21 protein-coding genes are annotated in these 24,448 nt (G+C 59.2%); 9 read left to right on the forward strand and 12 right to left on the reverse strand.

Annotation, left to right across the window (positions count from 1 at the left end; genetic code table 11):
• Positions 1-76: 76 nt before the first annotated feature.
• Positions 77-1,906 (reverse strand): ATP-binding cassette domain-containing protein, encoded by a 1,830-nt coding sequence (locus tag M4NBBH2_RS03470; RefSeq protein WP_116269715.1) that lies wholly within the window; start codon positions 1,904-1,906, stop codon positions 77-79.
• Between the two features lie 132 nt (positions 1,907-2,038).
• Here M4NBBH2_RS03470 and rsmI point away from each other — a divergent pair, with 132 nt between their 5' ends.
• Positions 2,039-2,947 carry a 16S rRNA (cytidine(1402)-2'-O)-methyltransferase gene (gene rsmI / locus M4NBBH2_RS03475; RefSeq protein WP_235005600.1) on the forward strand — a complete coding sequence of 303 codons (909 nt, stop codon included), beginning with the start codon at positions 2,039-2,041 and terminating at the stop codon, positions 2,945-2,947.
• Positions 2,948-3,012: 65 nt separating this feature from the next.
• Here the strand turns inward: rsmI and M4NBBH2_RS03480 are convergent, their stop codons facing one another.
• The 5 genes from M4NBBH2_RS03480 to M4NBBH2_RS03500 all read right to left on the reverse strand — a co-directional run bounded on the left by M4NBBH2_RS03480 (position 3,013) and on the right by M4NBBH2_RS03500 (position 8,039).
• The gene (locus tag M4NBBH2_RS03480) at positions 3,013-3,468 is read right to left on the reverse strand and encodes a CBS domain-containing protein (protein ID WP_049686573.1); all 456 of its coding nucleotides are present in this window, start codon (positions 3,466-3,468) and stop codon (positions 3,013-3,015) included.
• A gap of 96 nt (positions 3,469-3,564) precedes the next feature.
• A complete protein-coding gene (ttcA, locus tag M4NBBH2_RS03485; RefSeq protein WP_116269716.1) occupies positions 3,565-4,512 on the reverse strand; it encodes a tRNA 2-thiocytidine(32) synthetase TtcA in 948 nt (315 codons plus the stop codon).
• A complete protein-coding gene (locus M4NBBH2_RS03490; RefSeq protein ID WP_116269717.1) occupies positions 4,502-4,876 on the reverse strand; it encodes a dihydroneopterin aldolase in 375 nt (124 codons plus the stop codon). Before M4NBBH2_RS03490 ends, ttcA begins: the two co-directional genes overlap by 11 nt.
• Positions 4,873-5,991, reverse strand: a complete 1,119-nt coding sequence (locus M4NBBH2_RS03495) for a tRNA nucleotidyltransferase/poly(A) polymerase-related protein (protein ID WP_235005599.1) — start codon at positions 5,989-5,991, stop codon at positions 4,873-4,875. The genes M4NBBH2_RS03490 and M4NBBH2_RS03495 overlap by 4 nt, the downstream gene beginning before the upstream one ends.
• Before the next feature lie 17 nt (positions 5,992-6,008).
• The gene (locus M4NBBH2_RS03500; protein ID WP_160117824.1) at positions 6,009-8,039 is read right to left on the reverse strand and encodes a lytic transglycosylase domain-containing protein; all 2,031 of its coding nucleotides are present in this window, start codon (positions 8,037-8,039) and stop codon (positions 6,009-6,011) included.
• Positions 8,040-8,170: 131 nt separating this feature from the next.
• Between M4NBBH2_RS03500 and M4NBBH2_RS03505 the strand changes: the two genes are divergently transcribed.
• Entirely contained in the window at positions 8,171-8,734 is a 564-nt protein-coding gene (locus M4NBBH2_RS03505; protein ID WP_116269719.1) for a 5-formyltetrahydrofolate cyclo-ligase, read from the forward strand.
• A gap of 3 nt (positions 8,735-8,737) precedes the next feature.
• Here the strand turns inward: M4NBBH2_RS03505 and ahcY are convergent, their stop codons facing one another.
• The 3 genes from ahcY to metK all read right to left on the reverse strand — a co-directional run bounded on the left by ahcY (position 8,738) and on the right by metK (position 12,821).
• Complete coding sequence (ahcY, locus tag M4NBBH2_RS03510; RefSeq protein WP_116269720.1) at positions 8,738-10,141, reverse strand: adenosylhomocysteinase; 1,404 nt, start codon at positions 10,139-10,141, stop codon at positions 8,738-8,740.
• A gap of 76 nt (positions 10,142-10,217) precedes the next feature.
• Positions 10,218-11,528 carry a tryptophan--tRNA ligase gene (locus M4NBBH2_RS03515; RefSeq protein WP_116269721.1) on the reverse strand — a complete coding sequence of 437 codons (1,311 nt, stop codon included), beginning with the start codon at positions 11,526-11,528 and terminating at the stop codon, positions 10,218-10,220.
• Positions 11,529-11,639: 111 nt separating this feature from the next.
• Entirely contained in the window at positions 11,640-12,821 is a 1,182-nt protein-coding gene (gene metK / locus M4NBBH2_RS03520; protein ID WP_116269722.1) for a methionine adenosyltransferase, read from the reverse strand.
• A gap of 257 nt (positions 12,822-13,078) precedes the next feature.
• On the opposite strand from metK, the gene M4NBBH2_RS03525 reads away from it, so the two are divergent.
• The 7 genes from M4NBBH2_RS03525 to sppA all read left to right on the forward strand — a co-directional run bounded on the left by M4NBBH2_RS03525 (position 13,079) and on the right by sppA (position 20,601).
• Positions 13,079-13,954 (forward strand): lysophospholipid acyltransferase family protein, encoded by an 876-nt coding sequence (locus M4NBBH2_RS03525; RefSeq protein ID WP_116270577.1) that lies wholly within the window; start codon positions 13,079-13,081, stop codon positions 13,952-13,954.
• On the forward strand, positions 13,951-14,835 hold the full coding sequence (locus M4NBBH2_RS03530; protein ID WP_116269723.1) for a lysophospholipid acyltransferase family protein: 885 nt from the start codon (positions 13,951-13,953) through the stop codon (positions 14,833-14,835). Before M4NBBH2_RS03525 ends, M4NBBH2_RS03530 begins: the two co-directional genes overlap by 4 nt.
• A 30-nt stretch (positions 14,836-14,865) precedes the next feature.
• Positions 14,866-15,729, forward strand: coding sequence for a diaminopimelate epimerase (gene dapF, locus M4NBBH2_RS03535; protein ID WP_116269724.1), 864 nt, complete (start codon positions 14,866-14,868; stop codon positions 15,727-15,729).
• Between the two features lie 25 nt (positions 15,730-15,754).
• Complete coding sequence (locus tag M4NBBH2_RS03540) at positions 15,755-16,975, forward strand: class I SAM-dependent rRNA methyltransferase (protein WP_116269725.1); 1,221 nt, start codon at positions 15,755-15,757, stop codon at positions 16,973-16,975.
• A gap of 27 nt (positions 16,976-17,002) precedes the next feature.
• Positions 17,003-17,989, forward strand: a complete 987-nt coding sequence (locus M4NBBH2_RS03545; RefSeq protein ID WP_116269726.1) for a CobW family GTP-binding protein — start codon at positions 17,003-17,005, stop codon at positions 17,987-17,989.
• Positions 17,990-18,145: 156 nt separating this feature from the next.
• Positions 18,146-18,568: an RNA polymerase-binding protein DksA gene (gene dksA / locus M4NBBH2_RS03550; protein WP_049686580.1), complete on the forward strand. Its 423-nt coding sequence runs from the start codon at positions 18,146-18,148 to the stop codon at positions 18,566-18,568.
• Positions 18,569-18,792: 224 nt separating this feature from the next.
• Entirely contained in the window at positions 18,793-20,601 is a 1,809-nt protein-coding gene (sppA, locus tag M4NBBH2_RS03555) for a signal peptide peptidase SppA (protein ID WP_116269727.1), read from the forward strand.
• A 97-nt stretch (positions 20,602-20,698) separates the two neighbouring features.
• Here the strand turns inward: sppA and M4NBBH2_RS03560 are convergent, their stop codons facing one another.
• The 3 genes from M4NBBH2_RS03560 to M4NBBH2_RS03570 are packed head-to-tail and all read right to left on the reverse strand — an operon-like array spanning position 20,699 to position 24,354.
• Positions 20,699-21,451, reverse strand: a complete 753-nt coding sequence (locus M4NBBH2_RS03560; protein WP_116269728.1) for a HesA/MoeB/ThiF family protein — start codon at positions 21,449-21,451, stop codon at positions 20,699-20,701.
• A gap of 40 nt (positions 21,452-21,491) precedes the next feature.
• On the reverse strand, positions 21,492-22,970 hold the full coding sequence (locus M4NBBH2_RS03565; protein WP_170135099.1) for a S41 family peptidase: 1,479 nt from the start codon (positions 22,968-22,970) through the stop codon (positions 21,492-21,494).
• A gap of 43 nt (positions 22,971-23,013) precedes the next feature.
• Positions 23,014-24,354, reverse strand: coding sequence for a murein hydrolase activator EnvC family protein (locus tag M4NBBH2_RS03570; protein ID WP_160117823.1), 1,341 nt, complete (start codon positions 24,352-24,354; stop codon positions 23,014-23,016).
• Positions 24,355-24,448: the final 94 nt, after the last annotated feature.

The following is a 24,448-nucleotide window of genomic DNA, read 5'->3' on the forward strand; positions in this document are numbered from 1 at the left end:
TCTGTAGCGTTCTGATATTGAGTTCTGAACCCGCATTCTGCGGTCACAATTAGTTTAGACCACAGAACAGCTCTCATTAATGCTTATTTTCGGCGATTTCACGCTTACTCTCGAGTTCCTGCCACCGTTCGTAGCGTTCTTCGAGAATCTGCGGGATCGCTTCAAGCCGGTCGCGGTCGGCTTTGATTTCAGCTCCGGGAAGCTCGTGGTAGGAGGGACCTGCCATTTTCTCAAGCAGCTCCTGCTGCTCGGTCTCAAGCGCGTCGATTTCCTTCGGCAGCGACTCGAGTTCACGCTCTTCCTTATAGGAGAGCTTCACACTCTTCGCGCGGGCGGGCTTCGGCTGAGCAGGCTTTTCAGCCTTCGGTGCCGCGGCTGGCGCGGCCTGCGGACGGCGGTACTTTACCCAGTCGGAATAGCCGCCGACATACTCATGCCACTCACCGTTCCCTTCCGCTGCCAGCACCTGTGTCACAGTGTTATCGAGGAACCGTCGGTCATGCGACACGAGGATCAGCGTGCCGGAATAGTCCTCCAGAACCTGTTCGAGGAGTTCGAGAGAATCGATATCGAGATCGTTCGTCGGCTCGTCAAGCACAAGGAGGTTGGCGGGCAGCGCGAAGAGCCGGGCAAGCAGCAGCCGGTTCCGCTCGCCGCCTGAAAGCGCCTCGACCGGAGAGTCGGCCCGCTGGGGCGAAAAGAGGAAATCATTCAGATAGCTCTTGATATGCTTCTTTACACCGCCGATTTCCACCCACTCGCTGCCCGGAGCGATGGTATCCGCCACGGTCTTCTTGAGGTCAAGCTGGGCGCGGAGCTGATCGAAATACGCAATATGGAGATTCGTGCCGAGGCGGACTGTGCCCTCATCAGGCTGGAGTTCTCCGAGTAGCACCTTGATGAGTGTGCTCTTCCCCGCGCCGTTCGGTCCGATCAGGCCGAGGCGGTCACCCCGCATCAGCGTGAAGTTCAGATTCCGGATCACGGTCTTATCACCGAAGGACTTCGAGACGTTCTTCAGTTCGGCGACCAGCTTTCCGCTCTTTTCCCCCGCGTCAATCGACATGTTCACCTGACCCATGCGGTCGCGCCTCGCCTCGCGTTCCCGGCGCAGCCGTTCCAGACGGCGCACTCGGCCCTCGTTTCTGGTACGGCGGGCCTCAATGCCCTTACGGATCCAGACCTCTTCCTGGGCCCAGAATTTATCGAACTTGCGGCGCGCGGTTTCCTCGATCGCGAGTTCGTAATTCTTGTGGTGCTCGTAGTCCGCGAAGTTGCCCGGGTAGGAGCGGAGAATGCCGCGGTCGAGTTCCACGATCCGGGTGGAAACCGCATCGAGGAACTCTCGGTCATGCGTGATCACCACGAGCGCCCGGGTGTTCTTGAACGTTTCCCGGATCAGATCCTCGAGGAGCGCGATCGTGGTGATGTCGAGGTGGTTCGTCGGCTCATCGAGCAGCAGCAGGTCCGGTTCCTGAGCGAGTACGAGCGCGATGGCGGCTTTCTTCCGCTCGCCGCCGGAAGCGGTTCCGGGATCCGCGTCCGCGCGGACATTCAGCCGCTGCAGGTAGGCGTCGAGTTTCGCGATCTGTTTCCAGTAGAGTTTGTCATCCGACGGATCAAAGCCGGACTGCGCGATCAGGCTCTCACGGATCGTGGGAGCCGGCGGGAAGACCGGTTCCTGTTCCAGAAGCACAACCCGCAGACCGTCCTTCACCTGAATCTCTCCGTCATCCAGCGCGGACTTTCGGGCGAGCACCTGAAGCATGGAGCTCTTGCCTGTGCCGTTGCGACCGATGAGACCGATACGCTCACCCTCCTGAACCGAAAAATCCGTGTTGTCGAGAAGCGGGTAGTCACCGAAAGCGAGGCTCGCGTTTTTTAACGTAATAAGCGTATTGGCCATAGGAATAGAGAGAGGTGTCCGGAGGAAAAACAGGTTTTCAATTGTAGGTGCAAATGCCCGTGCAATTTTCGTTCACCTCAGGTTAAAGTGTTAGGCTTCATTCACTAACGGACGGACACAGAAGGAATCGCGATGCAGGAAGCCTTGGAGCAGTGGAAGCAGATGGCATGGGCCCGGGAGTCGGGGATCGGCGAGCAGGAGTTCCCTGCGGGGGCTCTCTACATCGTGGGTCTGCCGATCGGAAACGCGGCCGATATCACGATCCGCGCACTCTGGACTCTCGCGATCGCCGACTGTGTGGCTGCAGAGGATACCCGTCAGACGCAGAAGATTCTGTCCCGCTACGGCATCACGACGCACGAAATCTCAGTGCGCGAATTTAACGAAGTGACCGGCGCTCAGACGATCATCGAGCGGCTGAAGAACGGGGAACGAGTGGCGCTCGTGACGGACGCCGGAACGCCGGCGGTATCGGACCCCGGCGCTCTGGTCGTGAAGATTGTGCTGGATGCCGGATTCCGGGTGATTCCGGTGCCGGGGGCGAGTGCCGTGATCACAGCGCTCTCCGCTTCGGGCCTCACCGCGAAAACGTTTACCTTTGTCGGCTTTGTGCCTCCGCAGGCCAAGGCCCGCCGTGAAACACTCTCCCGCTACGCGTCCCGCGGCGACGCGTTCGTGCTCTATGAGGCGCCTCACCGCATTCAGGCGCTCCTCCGTGATCTTGGCTCGGCCCTTGAGCCGGGGCGTCGCGTGGTTGTGGCGCGCGAAATCACGAAGCGCTTTGAATCCTTTACGCCGCTCGCGGCAGGTGACCTCGCGGCCTGGGCGGACGCGCATGAGCCCCGGGGCGAATACGCGATCCTGATCGACGAGGCGGAAAAGAAGGAGTCCGAAATGGGCGAAGAGGTTCTCGCCTGGGTGAGAGAAATCGCGAAAGAGCTGCCAGCATCCAAAACCGCGGCGCTTGTGTCTCGGGTGACCGGACTGCCGCGCGATACGGTCTATCAGAGCGTTCTCAGAAGCCAGGGCAAGGCTGAATAAAAGCGAAAAGGGAGGTCTCGGATGAGATCTCCCTTTTTTTCTGAGCGGCGGAATCCTGCTCTGACTCAGGGGCGAAGCGCCGCCTCGCGGGTCTTCGAGGACTTGATGTTGCGCACAAGGCTGTCCAGCATGGTGGAGAGTTCCTCCAGCATGTTGGAATTCGTGACGACACCGACAAGCAGACCGTTCTCGTCCACCACCGGGAGACGGCGGATGCCGAACTCACGCATGCGGGCAAGCGCGTCCACGATGTTCTCTTCACCCTGAGCGACGACCGCCGGGCTCGTCATCACGTCTCCGACCTTCGTGGCAGCGATATCACGGCCGGTGGCAAGAACTTCGATCGTAAGATCGCGATCCGTAATCATGCCGATCGGCTTATTGCCGCCGTCCACTACGACCAGGCTTCCCACATGACGGGTACGCATCGCAAGGGCGCAGTCAGTCACTGAGGTAGTGGCGGAAATACATTCGACGTGACGGACCGCGAGGTCGATCACCTTCATAGAACGTGCACGCATAGCAGTCAATAAGCTCTGTAAAAAAGAAAAGAAATAGACTCGCCCGGAATCCCTGGCGGGATCCGGGCAGGACCGTCTTCCTATTCTAAACGGGAATCAGTTTTTGCTCTGACGCCGCGGTTTCAGGGGCTTCGGGGGCTGCGTGAGGGCGTGAAACTCGTGGAAATCCCAGAGCGACCGGTCGAGCAGATGGGAAGGCACCACGTGGGTCATGCTCTTGAAGATGTTGTACATCCGGTTCTTGTCAATCTTCTCCCACTGCGCAAGGAGTTCCTTCATCTCGTGGCGGCAGCGGTTCTCGGCAAAGCCGCAGAGATTCTTCGGAACAATGGGGTAGCCCTGGATCTGAGCCCACTTGCGGGTGTCGGACTCATGCACGTAGGCCAGCGGCCGGATGATTACGTGCTGCCCGTCATCACTCCGGAGAACGGGCGGCATGCCTTTCATCTGACCGCCGTAGAACATGTTGAGCATCAGCGTGCTCACGATGTCATCCATCTGGTGACCGAGCGCGATTTTCGTGAGCCCCAGCTTATCCGCCGTGGTGTAGAGAATGCCGCGGCGAAGGCGCGAGCAGAGTGAGCAGATGTGCTGTCCGGACGGAATGATGCGCTTGATCGTCGCGTAGGCGTTCTGACGTTCCACGTGGAACGGAACGCCTATGCTCTTGAAATAATTCGGAAGAAGGTCGTGCGGGAAATCCGGCAGCTCCATATCGATGTTCACGGCCATGACTTCGAAATGAACGGGGGCCCGCTTCTGGAGTTTGAGAAGGGTCTCAAGGAGCACATAGCTGTCCTTGCCGCCCGATACCGCGACACCGATCCGATCGCCCTCCTCGATCATGTTGAAGTCAGCGATCGCCTGCCCCGTGAGACGCATGATCCGCTTTTCGAGCTTCTTCGCGGCAACGGACTTCTTTACCTTTTCTTTTTCTCCGGCAGGCTGCTCCGCGGTTTCCTCCGCGGCGGGAGCCGGGGACTTGTTCAGAGCCTCGGCCGGCGTGATCGGAATGGTGGTTCCAATAACTGATTCATTGCTCATTTAGGAAAAACTCCTCAACACCGGAGGCGTCAGCGCCTGTCACGGCATGCGTCTTCCGGCAGTCAACCCGTCCCGCCCGGACTCCGGGCAGAACCCGGATTTCACGGATCATCTCCTCCACCACGGTTTCAACGAGGAAGTGGTGGCTGCGGACAATCCGCCGGGCGATCTCCGCGAGCGTTGCGTAGCTCACGGTGTTCTCAATATCTTCTCCGAGCGGTTTTTTGTCCACCCAGACGCTTGCGGAAATCAGGATTTCCTGAGCGGCGGCAATTTCGTGCGGATAAATGCCGAGCCGAGCGAGAAGCCGGAGGTCCTCGATATAGATGCGGCGGCAGGAGAGCTGCAGTTCTTCAAGCGTCATGATGCGTTGTCTTTATCGGTGTGAGTCTGGGCGAGAGTATCTCTGACCGCTTTCACGCGGGCAGCCCGGATGGCGGCGGGAATTTCAGAGGGAGAAGAGGCCGCGGCCGCAATATCGCGGGTCGCCACGGCGCGCGCGGCGTCAGCGGCTCTCAGCCAGGGTTCCGGCCGAACTCCGGAAGCGATCTGCTGCACCTGAAGGAACTCCCTGAACCGGGGATAACGGCGGAAGGCATCCGCTTTTTCGAATAGACGGACAGCAGACTCAGCTTCTACCTTTTCCCGCAGCATCGCGCCGCACCGCTCACCAAGCTCCACGAGCCCGATCGCGTCAGATCCGGCCCGGAGCGACTTCGCGGCCTCGCTTCCGCGGTCTCCGGCTTCCGAAAAGAGGAGCGCGAGGCGGACCGCGGCCGGGGCATTGATGCCGGAAGCCTCGTCGAGTTTCCGGAGCAGGGCTTCGCTGCAGGGGACGTCGGGCGCGATCCTTGTCCAGGCGCCGCACTCAAGCAGGATTTTCATCATGCGGGACGGGGCCTTTTCCATCAGTCCCCGGGACAGCTCCTTCATCACGCGCTCAGGCACGAGGGCGTCAGCCTCCCCCGCCTTCACCATGTCGGTGATGAGCTGCCAGGTGCCAGGATCCACTGAAAATTCAGGAAGTCGGGCGGAAAACCGGGCGATTCTCAGGATTCTTACCGGATCCTCGCGGAAAGCCGGGCTTACATGGCGGAAGACTCTCCTCCGGATATCCTCCTCTCCGCCCCAGGGGTCAAAGAGTGTGCCGTCCTCAGACATTGCGATCGCGTTGATCGTGAGGTCGCGGCGCATCAGATCCTCTTCGAGCGTGACATCAGGCGAAGCGCTGAACGTAAACCCGTGGTAGCCGGGAGCGGTCTTCCGCTCTGTGCGGGCGAGCGCGTACTCCTCATGCGTTTTCGGGTGAAGGAAAACCGGGAAATCGGCGCCGACCGGAATGAACCCCTTCGACACCATGTATTCGGGGGTCGCGCCGACCACGACGTAGTCCTTGTCGGAGGGCGTGGCTGGGATCCCGTGACGGGAAAGAAGCAGGTCACGGACATAGCCGCCGACCAGGTACGTTTGGATTGCCATGCTGCGTTTATTCAGTATCAGTTGTCGGGGGAGGGCGGAGTAATCGTGCCGAGAAGCTCCGTGAGCCGCACGGGTTTGCCGAGAATCCGGGCGTATTCCGCCGTGTTGTTCAGCACATTCTTCACGTAGGTCCGGGTTTCGCTGAACGGAATGAGCTCAGCGAAAATCGCGCCGTCCTGGCTTGCGGACAGATTCCGGCGCCAGGTGATGGAGCGGCCGGGGCCGGCGTTGTAGCCCGCTGTGGCGAGAGTCTTCTGCCCGTCAAACCGGTCGTTGAGGTACTTGAGGTAGTAAGCGCCGAGCTTCATGTTGGTGAGCGGATCCGAGAGATCAGGATTCCCATCGCCGACACCGTAGCGCTTGGCGGTCCACCGGGCAGTGGCGGGCAGCAGCTGCATGAGTCCGCGGGCACCGGCTCCCGACGACACCGTTACCATGAAGCGGGACTCCTGACGCGTAATGCCGTAAATCCAGGCCTCGGGCACATTGGTTTCCTGGGCAATCGCGGCGACGCTCTTCTGAGACGGAATCGGGAAGGAGAGGTCGCTCTGGAAAAGGCTGTCGGGGAGTTTCCCCGCGGTGCTGATCATGCGGTCAGCGAGTCCGATCCGGCGGGCATATTCAGCGGCCGCGATGAGCTGCGGCTTCTTCGCGTCGCGAAGCGCCCAGTTCCATTCGCGGCTCGCCATGGAGTAGAGACCGAGACGGCGGAGCAGCACGGCCCGGATAATGCTCGGATTCTGCATCCACTGCCGGACGTCAGACTCCGCGACCGAGGGGCGCGCGCCGTCACCCGGATAGGGAACGTTAAGCGCATCACAGGCGAGTTTGCCGTAGAACGTGTGGTGACCGGTGATGGATGAGAGAACTTTCTCGCCCTCGCTCCTGTCGCCCTGAGCGATTTTGGCGCGGCCGAGCCAGTAGGCGGATTCGTCAGCTCCCAGCTTTTCCGGGGTCATCGAGCCGATGGCCCGCTCAACTTCCTTCCAGTTGCCGGCAGCGAGCGCTGCCTTCACGCGCCACCCGGCGACTTCGTCAGGCTGCGAGACGCGGCTGTCCATCAGGCCTTCGCCGGCATTCGTGAAGTATTGGCTTGAGTCGGAAATCGTATTGATGATCGCTGAGCGGTAGCCGAGGAAGTTCCAGAGCAGATTCCGGTCTTCCTTCGGAATCTGGCTGCCGAGCGACGCGATCATGGCCGCGGCGTCCTCTGGACGGCTGTAGCCCACAGCGAGACAGGCCGCCGTGATCAGACGGGGGTTCGCCTGCGCGTCAGGCGTGGTGACCCATTTCTCCGGGGACGAAAAGACCTCGGGAAGCGAAAGCGGCGCATTCGGCATATAGGCCTGCAGCAGGCGCTGGGCGTCCGAATTGAACCGATGCTCGATCAGGTAGGACGAGATCTCCCAGATTTTTCCCGGGTCGCGTCCGAGAATGGACTCGGCGAGCGACATGAAGGCCGGGGCGTGCGGATTCCTGGCTTCCCGAAGGAGGCTTACGCCGTACTCCGTGTTCCCCTTCCCGGCGAGAAGCTGGAAGGACTCGTGCCATGCGGCGAGATCAGGCTCCGTCTTATTCCACTGCAGCGGCGCATAAAGCGCTTCAAAGAACGCTGAATCTCCTTTCGGAGCGGCGATTCTCGCGACATCTGTTCCCAGCCGCTCAGCGATGTATTCCCCCTGATGGCTCTTCAGAAAATCGAGAACCTGGGCCTGCAGAATGGGATCCGAAGGATCGGACTTTATGGCGTCATACAGATTCCAGGACACGGCGTAGTCAACGAGCGGGTATCCGGCGAGCTGGGCAAAAAGCGCCTGCTGTGACTCGGCGGTGCCGGTGTTTGACTGACGAGCGCGCCGGAAGGAGAGAAACGCCTGGTCCTGCGCGGACAGCGGGAAATTCTGAAAAAGAAAGTCCTCCGCAGGCACAGCGATTGAAGGCGCAGGACCCAGAGGCCGCTGCTGCGGCAGCAGTGACTGGGCACTGGCTCCAAAGGCGGGAAGCGCGAGGGCCAGCAGCAGTAATGAGCGGCGGATCTGAGCTTTCATGGGTAACCGTAAAAAGGACGAGGCGGGAGAGACGGATTTTTTAACCATAGAATAAGTTTAACCATCGGCGCCGGACGAAGACGGCGGCTAACCCCGATAGGCGCCGGAATCTTTAGAGGAGGAGCGTACCAATGGATAAGAAACTGCTGAGAAAAGAGCTGCTCGCAGTGCGTCAGGAAATTGCGGCCACTCGCCCGGAGGCGGCGAAAGAACTGGCACGGAACATTGTGGGATGGCTTGAAGCGAATCCGCAGTTTTCCTCAGTGGGTCTCTACTACCCGATTCAGAGTGAGCCGGATCTGATGGAGGCGCTGGGCGCCTGGCAGTCAGAGAAGCCCGGCCGCATGCTTGCTCTTCCGGTTGTGATGAAGGGAAAGATGGGGTACTACCAGTGGACTCCGGGAGTCGAGATGGTGGAAAGCGGTTTCCACATCATGGTTCCGAAGGAGAAGATTCCGGTTGTGCCGCAGGTGCTGCTGGCTCCCTGTATCGGATTCTCTGATATCGGCTGCCGGCTGGGTTACGGTGCGGGCTGGTTCGACCGGACGCTGCCGACGATAAAGCCCGCGCCTGTCACGGTCGCGGTGTCCTATGAGGCCTGCAACGCGACGGGGAGGCTCGAAGCGGAGCCTCACGACATTCTGCTTCAGTGGATCGCAACCGAACGGGATGTCCGTCCGGCCGCGAAGCTCTGAGAATCAGTAACGGTAGTTTTCACCCTTGAACGGGCCGGTCACCGGAACCCCGATGTAGTCAGCCTGTTCCTGGGTCAGCGTGGAGAGCTGGGCGTTGAAGCGCTTCAGCTGCAGACGCGCCACCTTCTCGTCCAGGATCTTCGGCAGCGTGTAAACGCCGACCGGATAGTGCTCCGTGCGGGTATAGAGCTCGATCTGGGCGAGCGTCTGGTTCGCGAATGAGCTGGACATCACATAGCTCGGGTGACCGGTGGCGCACCCGAGATTCACGAGACGGCCTTCCGCGAGCAGAATGATCCGGTTGCCGGAGGGCAGCAGGATTTCATCCACCTGGGGCTTGATGTTGTTCCACTGATACTGGCGCATCGAGGCAACATCGATTTCGGCGTCGAAGTGACCGATATTGCAGACGATCGCTTCGTTCTTCATCCGGACCATCTGGTCATGCGTGATCACGTGGTAGTTGCCCGTGGCGGTGACAAAGATGTCAGCCTTATCGGCAGCCCAGTCCATCGTCACTACCCGATAGCCTTCCATGGCGGCCTGCAGGGCGCAGATCGGGTCAACTTCCACCACCCAGACCTGAGCGGCAAGCGCACGGAGCGCCTGAGCGCAGCCCTTGCCCACGTCACCATAGCCGACGACCACAGCGATCTTGCCGGCAATCATGACGTCCGTGGCGCGCTTGATGCCGTCGACCAGCGATTCGCGGCAGCCGTAGGTGTTATCGAACTTGCTCTTCGTGACGGAGTCATTCACATTCATCGCCGGGAAGAGCAGCTTGCCCTCCTTCGCGAGGTGATAGAGGCGGTGGACGCCGGTCGTCGTTTCCTCGGAAACGCCGCGGATATGTTTCGCGCGGGTCGAGTACCAGGCGGGGTCAGCGGCCAGGTGGCGGCGGATCGCTGCGAAGAGAGCCGTTTCCTCGTCGCTCGTCGGCTTATCGAGAACCGAAATATCCTTTTCCGCGCGGCAGCCAAGATGAAGCAGCAGCGTCGCGTCGCCGCCGTCATCCAGAATCATGTTGGAGAAGCCGCCGTCCGGCCACTCGAAAATGCGGTGGGTGTATTCCCAGTACTCATCAAGCGTCTCACCCTTCTTCGCGAAGACAGAAACGCCGTCGTCAGCGATCGCGGCGGCCGCGTGATCCTGCGTTGAGAAAATATTGCAGGAAGCCCAGCGGACTTCGGCGCCGAGCGCGAGCAGCGTCTCGATCAGCACCGCGGTCTGAATGGTCATGTGGAGAGAGCCGGAGATACGGGCGCCCTTCAGAGGGGCCTCGTCTTTGTACTCATCACGGATGGCCATCAGGCCGGGCATTTCGGTTTCCGCGATGCGGATCTCATTGCGGCCCCACTCGAGGAGCCCCATGTCGGCGACTTCAAAGTCGTGGCTGTAGGTTTTCATATCAGAATGCCTGTCAGGTAAAGGGAATACGAAATCCCGGAAGGAATCGGATTCCTTCCGGGCGGTATGTGATGCGTTAAGCGAGAGATGCGAAAGCGTCAGCAAGCTGCTGATCGGTGATGCCGGCGGCGCGCTCTACAAGGGGCAGAGCCGCAAGAGCCGCAATGCCGTTTTTCTTCAGCTGACCGATTGCCCGGCCGGCCTCAGCGCCGCTCGCCCAGCCGGTGCTTTCGAGAAGCACAGTGCCCGCGGCGTCCGTGAACTTGAAGCCGAACGTTCCGTCCGGGTTCCGGTACTGCTTGAAGGAAGCGGCAGCGGACTTTTTCTTCGTTTCCTTCACCGGAGCGTTATGCGCGGACCCCTTGAAGGCCGTGAACGGACGGAGACCGACCGCGTTGCGGAGTTCTTCGAGGAACGGAGCGGAAATCTTCCGGGCTTTTTCAGCGCCGGCAAGGAGAATCTCCTCAAGCTTCTGCGGCTCGTTGATGTACTCCTCGTACTTCGGACGCATCGGTCCGATCTCGGCCTCAATCTGATTGAAGAGCTTCTTCTTCGCCTCACCCCAGCCGAGACCGTCTGTGAGTTCGGCGCGGAACTGGGCGTACTCTTCGTCAGTCGAGAATGCCTTGAAGAGCTGCGTAAGCGAAGTGGAATCCGGATCCTTCGCTTCGCCCGGCTTCTTGTCGTCCGTCACGATGCGGCTGATCATGTCGGAGAGCGCGGAGGAGCCGCCTTCAAAGAGCGGGATCACGTTGTCGTAGCTCTTGCTCATCTTGCGGCCGTCGGTGCCGGGGAGAAGCTCCTGCTTCTCATCAATCAGCGCGTAGGGCATGCGGAAGAAGGGATGATCCTTCGGCGCGTAGAGATTATTGAACCGGGTGGCGATGTCGCGCGCCATTTCCAGGTGCTGCGCCTGATCCTTGCCGACCGGCACGAGATCCGCGTTGAACATCAGAATGTCCGCCGCCATCAGGATCGGGTAGCAGAAGAGGCCCATCGACACGCGGGCATCCGGATCCTCACCGCTCTCGACGCTCGCTTCGAGCACAGCCTTGTAGGCGTGAGCGCGGTTCATCAGGCCCTTGGAGCAGGAGCAGTCCAGCAGCCAGTTGAGGAGCGGAATCTCCTGAATATCACTCTGGCGATAGAAAGTAACGTGTTCGGGATCGAGGCCTGCGGCAAGCCACGTGGTGGCAATCTGGAGTCTCGAGCGCTGGAGGCGCACGGGATCCTGACACTTGATGAGAGCGTGGAGGTCAGCCAGAAAGTAGAAGCTTTCCACCTCGTCAGACCGGCTCTGCTGAATGGAGGGGCGAAGGGCCCCGACGTAGTTGCCCAGATGCAGGGTACCGGTAGTGTTGATGCCTGTGAGAACGCGTTTTTTCATCTCAAATGATTTTCCGTACAAACCGATAACAGTAAAAAAACAAGGCCGGCCAACGAGTGCCGGCCTTATCTGGTTTAAGGCTTTAAGTTTAGCGGCAAGGAGCCGCTCCGGTTACAGACCGGCCTTGGACTTCAGGATCTCAACCTTGTCGGTCTTTTCCCACGTGAATTCCGGCTCTTCACGGCCGAAGTGACCGTAGCAGGCCGTCTTGCGGTAGATCGGGCGGCGGAGATCGAGCATGCGGATGATGCCGTTCGGGCGCAGATCGAAGGATTCACCGACGATGCGGGAGATCTCTTCATCCGGAATCGTGCCGGTGCCGAAGGTGTGAACCGTGATGTTCATCGGACGGGCAACGCCGATAGCGTAGGCCACCTGAACCTGGCAGCGGCGGGCAAGGCCGGCAGCGACGATGTTCTTCGCCACATAGCGGCAGGCGTACGCGGCGGAACGGTCAACCTTCGTCGGGTCCTTGCCGGAGAACGCGCCGCCGCCGTGCGGGCAGGAGCCGCCGTAGGTGTCGACGATGATCTTGCGGCCGGTGAGACCCGTGTCGCCCTGAGGACCGCCGACCACGAAGCGGCCGGTCGGGTTGATCAGGAACTTGGTTTCCGGAGTGATCCATTCAGCCGGAAGCACCGGCTTGATGATGCTTTCGATCACGGCTTCCGTGAACTCGGGCTTCATCTTGTCGCCGTCGCTCATTTCAGGGGAATGCTGCGTGGAAAGCACAACGGTGTCCACAGACTGCGGACGTCCATCCACATAGCGCACGGTGAGCTGGCTCTTCGCGTCCGGACGGAGGAAGGGCAGCGTGCCGTTCTTGCGGAGAATGGACTGCTGCTGCATCAGGCGGTGTGCGTAGTAGATCGGGGCGGGCATCAGCGTGTCGGTTTCGTCGCACGCGTAGCCGAACATCAGACCCTGGTCGCCGGCACCGGTTTCGAGCGGGTCGTCAGAAGCCTTGTCAACACCCTGCTTGATGTCGGCCGACTGCTTGTCGTAGCCAACGAGAACGGAACAGCCGCGGTGATCAATGCCGTATTCGGTATTGTCATAGCCAATCTGACGGAGGGTGTCGCGGGTAACGCCGATGTAATCGACCTGAGCGGAGGTGGTGATTTCGCCAGCGAGCACGACGAGTCCCGTGGCGCAGAGGGTTTCTGCAGCGACGCGACCGTAGGGATCCTGCTCGAGAATGGCATCGAGAACGGCGTCCGAGATCTGGTCCGCCACCTTGTCCGGATGGCCTTCACTCACAGATTCAGACGTAAAAAGATAATTGCTGCCCATCGAATGCTCCCAAATTTGGAATACAGCGCCTTCGCAAAATCAAATCAGAGGGCATGCGACCGACGCTTTAGCGGAAATTGAATAAATATGGGACGTTGTCCCAGTCTTCGCCCCGCAAGTTGTCCTGTTAACTCGGCGAAGACCTGAAATAATATACCTGTTTTGACTTTCGGGCAGGCTTAAGATAAGACACTTTCAAGTCTTGCTGTTACTGAGGAGCAATCGGCCGCCTGTCGGGCGCCGGAATGGTTATTTATATGCGGCTGTTATTTCGGCTTCTATCCATGATCCCGCTTTGGATAGTGCACCCGGTTGGCGGGGCGCTTGGCGCATTGGTCTGGCGCTGCTCGGCTAAATACAGAAGGAAAATGGCGGAGAATCTCGCGCAGGCTGGTTACGATTCCGATGCCTATTCCCCTGCTGTCAGCCGTGAGCTTGGAAAGCAGGCGGCGGAAACCGCGTGGATCTGGGGCAAGCCCCGCAAGGCTCTCATGAAGCACGTGTCAGCCACGGCGGAGGCGGAGCGGATCATCGGAGACGCGCTCGCCTCAGGCCGCCCCATTCTTTTTATCACCCCTCATATCGGCAGCTTTGAAGTGGCGCCCGTGTGGCTCGCCGAGCGGTTCCTCGCGGGAACGGACCGCTATATGGCAATTCTCTACCGGATTCCGAAGAAATCCATTCTGCAGAACGTGGTGCTGCATGGCCGCGAGACCCCTGGTATCCGGCCGGCTCCCGCGACGCTGAAGGGGGTGCGGATGCTCGTGTCATCCTTCCGCGGCGGACAGGTGGTCGGTGTGCTGCCGGATCAGGTGCCGTCAAAGGGTGAGGGAGTGTGGGTGAACTTCTTCGGACGCCCGGCCTACACGATGACGCTGCCGCTGCGGCTCGCCCATCAGTTTGATGCCGTGAAGATTGTCGCCTGGGGATGCCGGATCAGCAGCCGGGGCTGGGAAATTGACGCAAGGCTCTGGAATGAGCCGCTGACCGGGAATATGAAGGATGACGCGGTGACGATGAATCAGCATCTCGAACGCGTGATCCGCCTGCTTCCGGAGCAGTATCTCTGGGCCTATAACCGCTACAAGTGTCCGGCGGGCGTGAATCCGCCGGAGGAGCAGGCGAAGGAATGAAGAAAGTGAATGAAGTGATGGCCCGGTTCTGGATCTGGGTCCTGGGTTGCTTCTACGGCACATCGATCCGGACCCGCGAGCGGTTCGGCGCGGTGATTGCCTGGATTCTCTGGTGGGCAATTCCGAAACGCCGCCATGTGGCGCTGACGAATCTGCGGCTCTGCTTCCCCGACTGGACTGAGGAAAAGCGGGTGCGGATCGCGAAGCAGAATTACCGCAATATGGGCCGCGCGGCTCTGGATCACGCGGTGCTCTGGAAGGGGACGAAGGAAGAGCTCCAGGCGATGGTGAAGTTTGAGGGGCTTGATCTTGTGACGGACACGGATAACCGTCCGCTGATCGTTGTGTCGCCTCACTTCCTTGGGCTGGATGCGGCCGGCATTACCTTCAACACGTATGTGCGCGGCGTATCGCTTTATCAGACGCAGTCAAACAAAGCCTGGGACAAGGCGGAGCTTGACGGGAGACTGCGCTTCTGCAATCCGATTCTGATCGCGAAGACCGGGCACTTTGATCTTCGCCCCGTCATCCGCGCTATGCGTGACGGTCTTCCCTTCTACTATTTGCCGGATATGGACCACGGCAGGCAGAATTCGATCTTCGTGCCGTTTTTCGGTGTACCCGCCGCCACTCTGCCGATGGTGTCGCGCCTTGCCCGGCTGACGAAAGCTCACGTCGCCATGTGCATCACGGAGATGACGAAAGAGGGTTACTGTGTGCATATTTACAGGCTTGAAGGTTTCCCGACAGGAGACTACGAGGCCGATACAGCCCGTATCAATCACGAGCTGGAACAGTGGATCCTCAAGTTCCCGGACCAGTATCTGTGGACGCACCGGCGATTCAAAACACGGCCTGAAGGCGAACCTTCCATCTATTGATTTGAGACCTATCTGACAGGAGCAGGAAAAATGAAGCTGCAATTTACCAAGATGCATGGAGCCGGCAACGACTTCATCGTGATCGACAGCACGGAAGCTCCGTTCACCATGACGACGAACCAGCTCCGATTCATCGCCGACCGTCATCTCGGTATCGGCGCTGATCAGATCCTGATCGTTGAAAAGGCGCGGACCCCGGATACGGATTTCCGTTATCGGATCTTCAATCAGGACGGCGGCGAAGTGGAGATGTGCGGCAACGGTGCCCGCTGCTTCGCGCGCTACGTCTATGACCGCGGTCTGACCACGAAGAAGAAGATCCGTGTTGAAACGATGAAGGGCATCATTCAGCCGGAACTGCAGGATGACGGCCGCGTGAAGGTCGATATGGGTGCGCCGAGATTCCGTCCGGAAGAGATTCCGCTGAATACGACGGGCCTCTCTCACCTCTCGCGGGCTTCTGACACGCTCTGGGAAGTGAAGGCTGCGGGCTACAACAACTGGGTGTCCGTGGTCTCCATGGGCAACCCCCACGCCGTCATGGTGGTGGGAGACGTTGAACAGGCTCCGGTGAGCACTGTGGGCCCCGCGATTGAAAATCATCCGGCTTTCCCGGAACGCGTGAATGTGGGCTTCCTGCAGGCTGTCAGCCGCACGGAAGGCAAGCTCCGAGTCTGGGAACGCGGCGCGGGCGAGACCCTTGCCTGCGGTACGGGCGCCTGCGCGGCTGCCGTTGCCGGTATGCGCCGCGGACTCTTCGACTCCGAGGTCGAGCTTCAGATGCACGGCGGCCGCCTGCGTATTGAGTGGGATGGCACGCCGACCGGCTCCGTCTTCCTGATCGGCCCTGCGGCAACCGTTTTCACGGGCGAAATTGACGTCCCCGCTATCTAACAGTCAGTGAGTATAGGAAACCTCCATGCAACAGCAGCCTATTGAAGTCGTTCTGGTGAAGGGCAGAGAAAAGTCTCTCCTCAAGCGCCACCCCTGGGTCTATGAGAAGGCCATTGCCCGGGTGAATGGAAAGCCGGGCATGGGGGATCTCGTCCGGATCGTGGGTCACGACAGCCGGTTCCTCGCGTGGGCCTCGTGGTCACCGAAGTCGGCGATCCGAGCCCGATGCTGGTCATTCGATAAGGATGACGTGATCAATGAGGCGTGGTTCGAGGCCCGGCTCCGCGAGGCCGTGGCGGCCCGTGAGGATCTTCGCTCCCGGTCGACCGCTCTGCGTCTTGTGTTCGGTGAGGCTGACAGGCTTCCCGGTCTGATCGTTGATCAGTACGGTGACTATCTGGTGTGCGAGATTCTCTCCGCCGGCATGGAGCAGAACCGCGAGCTGATTGCCCGCCTGCTGATGAAGGTCACCGGAGCGAAGGGGGTATTCGAGCGTTCGGACGCCTCAGTTCGTGAGCGTGAAGGTCTTCCGAAGCGTTCCGGCCTGATCAGCGGTGAGGAGCCTCCGAAGGAAATTGAGATCGTGGAGGACGGTGTCCGCTACGGGGTCGATGTCCGCATCGGGCATAAGACCGGTTTCTATATTGATCAGCGTGACAGCCGCTATACGGTTCAGCGCCTTGCCCGTGAGTTCCGTGAGAAAAACGGCCGCGGCATGCGGGCGCTCAACTGCTTCTGCTACACGGGCGGATTCTCGCTTGCCCTGATGGCGGGCGGGGCTGACAGCGTGGTTTCCGTGGACTCGTCGGGTGAGGCGCTCGCGCTGGCCCGCGAGAACACTGAGCGGAATGGCTTCCCGCAGGACAAATGCGAGTGGGTTGAAGCCGATGTCTTTGAATATCTTAGGAAAGCGAGAGACCGCGGCGAGAAGTTTGACCTCATTATTCTCGATCCTCCCAAGTTTGCATCGACTCGTTATCATGTCGAACGGGCTGCGAGAGCCTATAAGGACATCAGTCTGAACGGTCTCAAGCTTCTTCGGACAGGCGGTCATCTGCTGACATTTTCCTGTTCGGGCGCAGTGGATGCGGATCTTTTCCAGAAGATCGTTGCCGGCGCGGTGTTTGACGCCGGTGTGAACGCCTGGATTGTTGGCCGGCTCGGAGCCGGCGCGGATCATCCGCTGCTCGTGACCTATCCGGAAGGGGAGTACCTGAAGGGACTCCACCTGCTCGTAAGGCCGTGAGAACTTATTAAGTAAGGAAGAGAAAGGATGGCAGAATCAATAGCTGACACGCTGATCCCCGTAACTATCGTGACGGGTTTCCTCGGCGCGGGAAAGACGACGCTTTTAAACCGGATTCTGAAAGAAGATCATCATCACCGCATCGCCGTGATTGAGAATGAGTACGGTGAGGCCGGTATCGATGATGACCTTCTGGTTCACAGCGAAGCCGAGCAGATTGTGTCCATGAATAATGGGTGCATCTGCTGCACGATTCGCGGCGACCTCTCCCGGATTCTGACCAAGCTCCGGATTCAGCGCGAAAAGGGCGAATCCAAGTTCGACTGGGTTGTGATTGAGACGACGGGTCTTGCGGATCCGGGTCCGGTTGCCCAGACGTTCTTCATGGACGATGTCGTGGCAGCTTTCTTCCGTCTGGATGGCGTGGTGACGGTGGTTGACGCGATGAATGGCGACGCGACGCTAGATCAGCAGCCTGAAGCCCAGGCGCAGGTCGGTTTCGCTGACCGCATCCTTGTCAGCAAGACGGACCTCGTCGATGAGGAAAAGGCGAAGGCGCTTGAAGAGCGTCTCCGCGCCATGAATCCGCATGCTGATATGCGCCGCGTGAATATGGGCGACTGCCCGGTTGACGTGGTGATTGATATCCAGGGCTTCAATATCAGCGATGTGCTGAATGTGGCCCCGGATTTCCTCACGGGCGCGCATAAGCATCATCACAGCGACGAAATCAGCTCTTTCCTCTACGAATCCGACCGCCCGTTTGATCCGCAGCGCTTTGAGCATTACTTCATGTCGCTGCTGAGCGTTTACGGCCAGGATCTGCTTCGCTACAAGGGCATCCTTTACCTTCAGGGTGCGGACCGCGAAATCGTGCTGCAGGGTGTTCACATGACGGCCGGTACTCAGGCTTTCGGTCCCTGGGAGGGCAGCCCCAAGTCCCGTATCGTCTTTATTGGCAGAAATCTGCCGAAGGAAGCCCTGATCAAGGGTCTCGATGCCTGCCTCTGCTAGGAAAAAATACTAAAAATTGGATAAGCGGCGGATTTTTCCTGCCGCTTTTTTTAAATCGTGGTTTAATACGGTTTCCCCATTCCTTCTCAGGCTGAAGGAACAGGGTTCTCCTCCTCTGCAAAAGTCTGTTTTTTTAAACAGTGAGTTAGACACAAAATGGCGACCAAGAAAAAAATCATCACCGAAAAAGAGCTTCTCAGCATGTCTGAGGACGAGTACATGAACGAAGATCAGCTGGCTTTCTTCCGTGCCCGTCTTGAAGCAATGGAGGCCCAGCTGCGCCACAATGCGGGTCAGACGACGGAGACGCTTCGCCAGACGCAGCTTGCTCCCGATCCGCTCGACCGGGCCACGATTGAAGAGGAGCACGCTCTGGAGCTTCGTACCCGTGATCGCGAGCGCAAGCTTCTGAAGAAAGTTCAGGCAGCCATCAAGCGCATCGACGAAGGAGAGTACGGCTGGTGCGCTGAGACGGGTGAACCGATCGGTGTCGCGCGCCTTCTCGCGCGTCCTACCGCCACGCTGTCGCTTGAAGCCCAGCAGCGCCGTGAACTGAAGCAGAAGATGTATAACGACTGATCGCGGTTCCGCGCGCAGTCTGTTCAAAAAGAGGATCCCCTTTGCACACAGGAGGGCGGTCCTCTTTTTTTTGTTTCCGCAAAGAAAATCCGGGTTTTGGGGAATCGTTTTCCGCATGAGGCTTTAGACTTGTGAGAAACAGCGGCCGCCTGCTGATATTTCTGATTCAGCCGGAAGACCCGGGCGCTAACCGCCTTCTTCCAGAACTTTCTTGGAAATCCAAAATGCTTTTTCGTATTCTCCGAAGACTCTATCTCGCACTGGATACGACCCGTCGGGTTACGGCAAATGTCTTGTTTGCCTTCGTGATGCTTCTCGTGATCGGGCTTATCTGGTACGGCTTCCGAACGCCGTCTATCCCGTCCAGCAGCATTTTGGAGATTGATATCAATGGCAAGGTCGTGATGCAGCCCTCGGCGCTTGTCGGCGGCAGGAACTGGGTCGCGAAAATGACCGGAACCCGTGTGGAGGAAACGACCGTTTCTGATGTGACGGACGCGCTTCGGGCTGCCAGATCGGACCGCCGGATCAAAGCCGTTCTTCTCCGGCTTGACCACATGACGGGAGCGGGCCCGGCGTCAATTTATGAAATCGGCAGGGCGATCAAGGATTACGAAGCCTCGGGGCACAAGGTCTACGCCTGGTCTGACAGCTATACGCAGGCTCAGTGGGGTATCGCGTCGCACGCGAACGAGATCTATCTGCATCCGATGGGTGAAGTGAAGGTCCGGGGGCTGGAGGCGACGAGCTTCTATCTTGGCAGTGTTCTCAATAAGCTCGGTGTCACGGTGAATGTTGCCAAGGCCGGAGCCTATAAGAGCGCTCCTGAGATGTTCACGAACAGCGCCCCGAGCGAAGACGCGCTCACCGCGCAGCGGTTCTGGCTGAATGACGAATGGGCTCAGCTCTCATCGGCCATGGAAACCGGGCGCGGCCTCTCGCAGGGCTACCTTAAAACCTGGATGGACAATTACCTCGATAACCTTCGGCGGGCCGGCGGTGACGCCGCCCGGATGGCAAAGGAGACGGGGCTTGTGAACGGCATTGCAAACTGGAATGACCTCAGAAGCCGCCTCGCCGGGCATGACTGTTTCTCGGGTGCCTGCGCGGGTGAATTCACGTCTCTCGGAGAGTATCTCGGAGTGGCTCCTCTTCCGCACTCGAGCGGTGACGGCGCAGTGGGTGTCGTGACGCTTGAGGGTGAAATCACAGAGGAATCGGTCGGCAACGGAAACGCGAGCGCGAATGCGCTGATCGCGATGATTCGGGACGCGGAGATGGATCCCAGCGTCAAGGCGGTTGTGCTTCGCATCAACTCTCCGGGCGGCAGCGCACTTGCGTCTGAAAAGATCCGTGAGGCTCTGATTTCTCTTCGTAAGTCCGGAAAGCCTCTTGTGGCCTATTTCGGTGACATGGCGGCCTCCGGCGGATACTGGGTGTCGACCGCCGCTCAGCGGGTGGTGTCGAATCCGCTTTCCATCACGGGATCCATCGGGGTCTACGGCATGATGCCGACCTTTGACAAGAGTCTCGCGAAGCTTGGCGTCGGCGTGAATTCCGAATCCACCGGGACGACCGGTATCAGCTCTTCGCCTCTTGTGCCTTTCACATCCAACGCGAAGGCCGCGGCTGAACTTCAGGTAAGTGACACCTATGCGAAGTTCCTTTACCGCGTGTCGCAGGCAAGGAACATGACAGTCGAAGCGGTAAATAATGTGGCTCAGGGCCGGGTGTGGACCGGGCGCCAGGCGAAGGAGCGCGGCCTTGTCGATCAGCTGGGAACGTTTGATGACGCGGCTGAACAGGCGGCAAAGCTTGCCGGCATTGATAAGAGCTATGCGCTGAAATTCTTCGAACCGCCGGCGACCGCAGGTGTTGCGGACGCGCTTCTCGCCCAGATAGCGAGTGAAGCGGGGCTTCCGGTCTGGATAAGGACGCTTGCCGCATCCGCGATCAGCGCTGCGGATCCAACGTCGGGCGAACAGAAGACATCGGACTTCATCCAGGCGAGAACGCTCTGGCAGGTGCGGTAAGCATCGGGTCCGCTTCAGAAACCCAAAGAAAAACCCTCGCGCCGATCGGAAGATCGGCCGAGGGTTTTCTGCTGTAAGGAGCGGACTCCTTCCGGAATCACTTCCCGCCGTGGCAGACGGGGCACTCGGGATTCGGCTTCAGATTGAAAATCTGGAAGTCATTATTCAGCACGTCGACCAGCATCACCTGGTTCTTGAGCGGCTTGCCCATTCCGGTAGCGAGCTTGATCGCTTCAGAGGCCTCCAGAGCCCCCATGATGCCGGTAAGCGAGGTGAGGACTCCAAGTGTGGAGGCCTTCAGATCTTTTTCCTCGTCTTCGGGGAAGGCGCAGTCATAGCAGGGCGTATCAGACTCGCGGAAATCAAAGACACTCACCTGGCCCGCGCCGCGGATGGCGCCGGAAGTGACAAGCGGCTTACGCAGCTTATGGCACACGCGGTTGATCGCATGGCGGGTCTTCGAGTTGTCGCAGCACTCGACCACAATGTCCGCACGGGCCGCGAGCGGCTCGAGCGTTTCATCGTTGATCGACTCGGTGTAAGGCTCAACCGTCAGGTAGGGGTTGATTTCCTTCAGCGCGATCGCGCCGCTCTCGGCCTTATTCATTCCAACACGGGCATCTGTGTGGAGGAACTGGCGGGACAGATTGTTGACTTCCACGGTATCGAAGTCGGCGAGGATGATCTTGCCGGCCCCGGCCGCTGCGAGCAGCAGCGCAGCCGGGGAACCGAGACCACCCGCACCGATCACGAGAAACGTCGTGTCCTTCAACTTTTGCTGACCCTTTTCACCGAGCTCAGCAACGTTCATCTGGCGCAGATAGCGCTCTTTCTCTTTGGCTTCCATCATGAGCTATGAACCTCAAGTTTGGCGGGGGAAAATAACCTGATTATTTTACGGATTTCCCAGCGTTCTTCGAGGAAGTTTCATTACTCCGTTCGGTGGTCTTTTTGGCATCCGGCTGACTGCTTTTGGCGGATGCTTTGGCGGCATGTTCGCCTCCCTTCTTGACGGGTTCTCCCTTCAGGAAGTGCTGCGCCTGCTGGAGCGGGAAGTCGTTGTCGTCACCGAACTTGTAGACATCCTTGTCGGAAGCGGTTTCGGACTCCGCCTCTTCCTTCGCTTCATCAGTGTCCGTGGAGTTGCCGGAGACCGTCAGATGGTTGTCGAGGTCTGCCTCGCGGATGATGAAGGAGGGATAGTTGCCTTCAGCCGTATCATCAACCGCGACATCCGGCTTGATGCCGGTAGCCTGGATGGAGCGTCCGGACGGCGTGTAGTAGCGGGCCGTCGTGAGCTTGATGCCGGTGGGAGACTTCTCGGTAAGCGGCGTAAGCGGGATGACCGTCTGCACGCTGCCCTTTCCGAAGGAACGGCGTCCCATCAGCGTGGCCCGCTTATGATCCTGAAGAGCGCCTGCCACAATTTCAGAGGCAGAGGCTGAGGACGGATTGATCAGCACCACGATCGGCACGGTCTTCGCTTCCTCCGGCCCCTTTTCCGTCACCGGCAGGTTCGGAAGCGGCTGCCCGGTGAAGAATTCGCGGTTCGAATCCTCGGTGCGGCCCTTGGTCGAAACGACGAGCGTGTTGGCCGGCAGGAAGAGTCCGCAGACACCGACCGCGGCGTCAAGCAGCCCGCCGGGGTTATTGCGGAGATCGAGCACAAGCCCCTTCAGGTGATGATCCTTCTGGAACTTATTCAGGGCCTTCGCGAGATCCTCTTCCGTGTGTTCCTGGAACTGGGAGATACGGATGTAGCCGATGCCGTCCGGGAGCTCCTTCGCCTTTACGGACTGCACCTTGATGATGCTGCGGACGAGCTTGATCGTGATCGGCTTCTTTACGCCCTTACGCATGATCTGCAGAGTGACCGGGGTCTTCGGCTTGCCGCGCATCATCTTCACGCACTTGCTGAGTGTCAGGTCGTAGGTGAAGGTATTGTCGATCTTGATGATGATGTCGCCCGCGCGGACGCCAGCCTTGGCGGCCGGCGTATCGTCGATCGGGGACACCACCTGGACGCCGCTCTTGCCGTCCTTTGTCACCTCGATGCCGAGGCCGCCGAACTCGCCTTCAGTCCCTTCCTGCAGGTCCTTGAAGCCTTCGGCATCCAGATAGGCGGAGTGGGGATCCAGGCCGGACACCATGCCGGTCAGTGCCTGTTCAAGGAGCTTCTTATCGCCGACCGGATCGACGTAGAAGGATTTGATGGCGCCGAACACGTCGGTAAACTGCCGGATTTCCTTCAGCGGGAGCTGGTTCTGAGTAGCCGTATCAGTCTTGTCGGCCCACGCATTCATTCCCATGGTGAGTGCGAATCCGACAGCTGTGCCGACCGTAATCAGCTTTAACGTATTTTTGTCCATAAACAGGCGGAATTTCAGAAAAATGAATGTTCCCACCAGAGGGCTATCTCACCCATGAGGAGGGGTTAATGGTGTGACCCTTGTAGCGGATCTCAAAGTATAGACCGGGGGTATCGCCGATCGCCCCGGAGCCGGAGCGCGCGATGGTTTCACCGGCGGATACAGAACTGCCGTTGCCCTTCAGGAGGGCGCTGTTATACGCATAAACCGAGAGATATCCGCTGCCATGATCAAGGATAATCAGATTTCCAAAGCCGCGGAGATTGCCGGAGTACACCACGCGGCCCGCGGCAATGGCTTTGACTGCCGAACCTTCCTGAGCGCGGATAAAGAGTCCCTGCCACTTGCCGATGCCATTCCGGTTCTGGCCATAGCGGCCTTCAACTGTGCCGGATACCGGCATGGGCATACGGCCCCGGAGCTTCGCGAAGTTTCCGGAGAGAGAAGGCGCGGGGGCGGGTTCCGGAGGCTCTTCGACCCGTTCAGGCGCCTTGGGCGCGGGCTTGCCCTGCTGCGCGGCTTTCTTCTTCGCGAGCGCGAGCTGGCGGGCACGCTCTTCGGCCGCTTTCTTTCTCGCGAGCCGTTCCGCCTCAAGTTTCTTCTGACGGGCACGTTCCTGAGCGGCAATGGCAGCGTTGATCTGCTGAATCAGGGCAGAGAGACGCTGCTGGTCTTTCTTCAGCTCCGCAACCTGCTGCTTCTGGCTTGCGATCTGCTGCTCAAGTTTCTTCGTGTTGTCCTGGTGCAGCTTCTGATCCGCGGCGAGTTTCTGATTGCTCTGCTGCTCAGTCGCGGCATTCGCGGCAATATTTTTTGCCTGCGCCGTGGTTTTCTGTTCCTGATTCTTCAGCTGAACCTTGGTCACTTCGAGGTTATTCGCTCTCTTCTGGTGACGCTCGGCAAGATAGTCGAGAATCGCGTTGCCGCGATGGATTTCGGCTGGAGTTGAGCCGGAAACCAGAACCTCCCAGGGCTTCTTCTTTGAGTAAAGGTATTGGATGCGGGCATTGGTCGCGATGTCGCGGCGGGTATTCTCCAGACGGTTCGTCACACGTCCGGATTCCTTTTTGATGCTCGCGATCTGACTCTGTTTCTGCTTCTGCTCAGCAGTCAGCTGCTGCAGCTTCTTATTGGAGAGCGTCAGGGCGCTTTGGGCGGACTTGGCGGCAGAAGCTTCCTTCTGCTGCTTCGCCTGCTTGAGGGAAATATTCCGCTGAAGCTTGCCGATCTGCTGCTGAAGCGCTTTCTGCTGACTCTCGAGCCCCTTCTTCTGCGCGGTATTGTCGTCCGTATTCTGGGCTGCTGCCTTTGATCGGGACTTCTTTACAGACCGGCGGGGAGCAGGGGTCCGCTTCTTGGTCTTCGCGGTGCTTTTCTTACTCACGGACGCGGTTTTCTTCTGCTGCGCGGCATAAGTGACCGCCGGCTGCAGGAGAACACTGGTGGCAAAGATGGACGCAATAAGTAAGGCAGTTTTT

Source organism: Mesosutterella multiformis (assembly GCF_003402575.1).
In the GTDB taxonomy this organism is placed as follows: Bacteria; Pseudomonadota; Gammaproteobacteria; order Burkholderiales; family Burkholderiaceae_F; genus Mesosutterella; species Mesosutterella multiformis.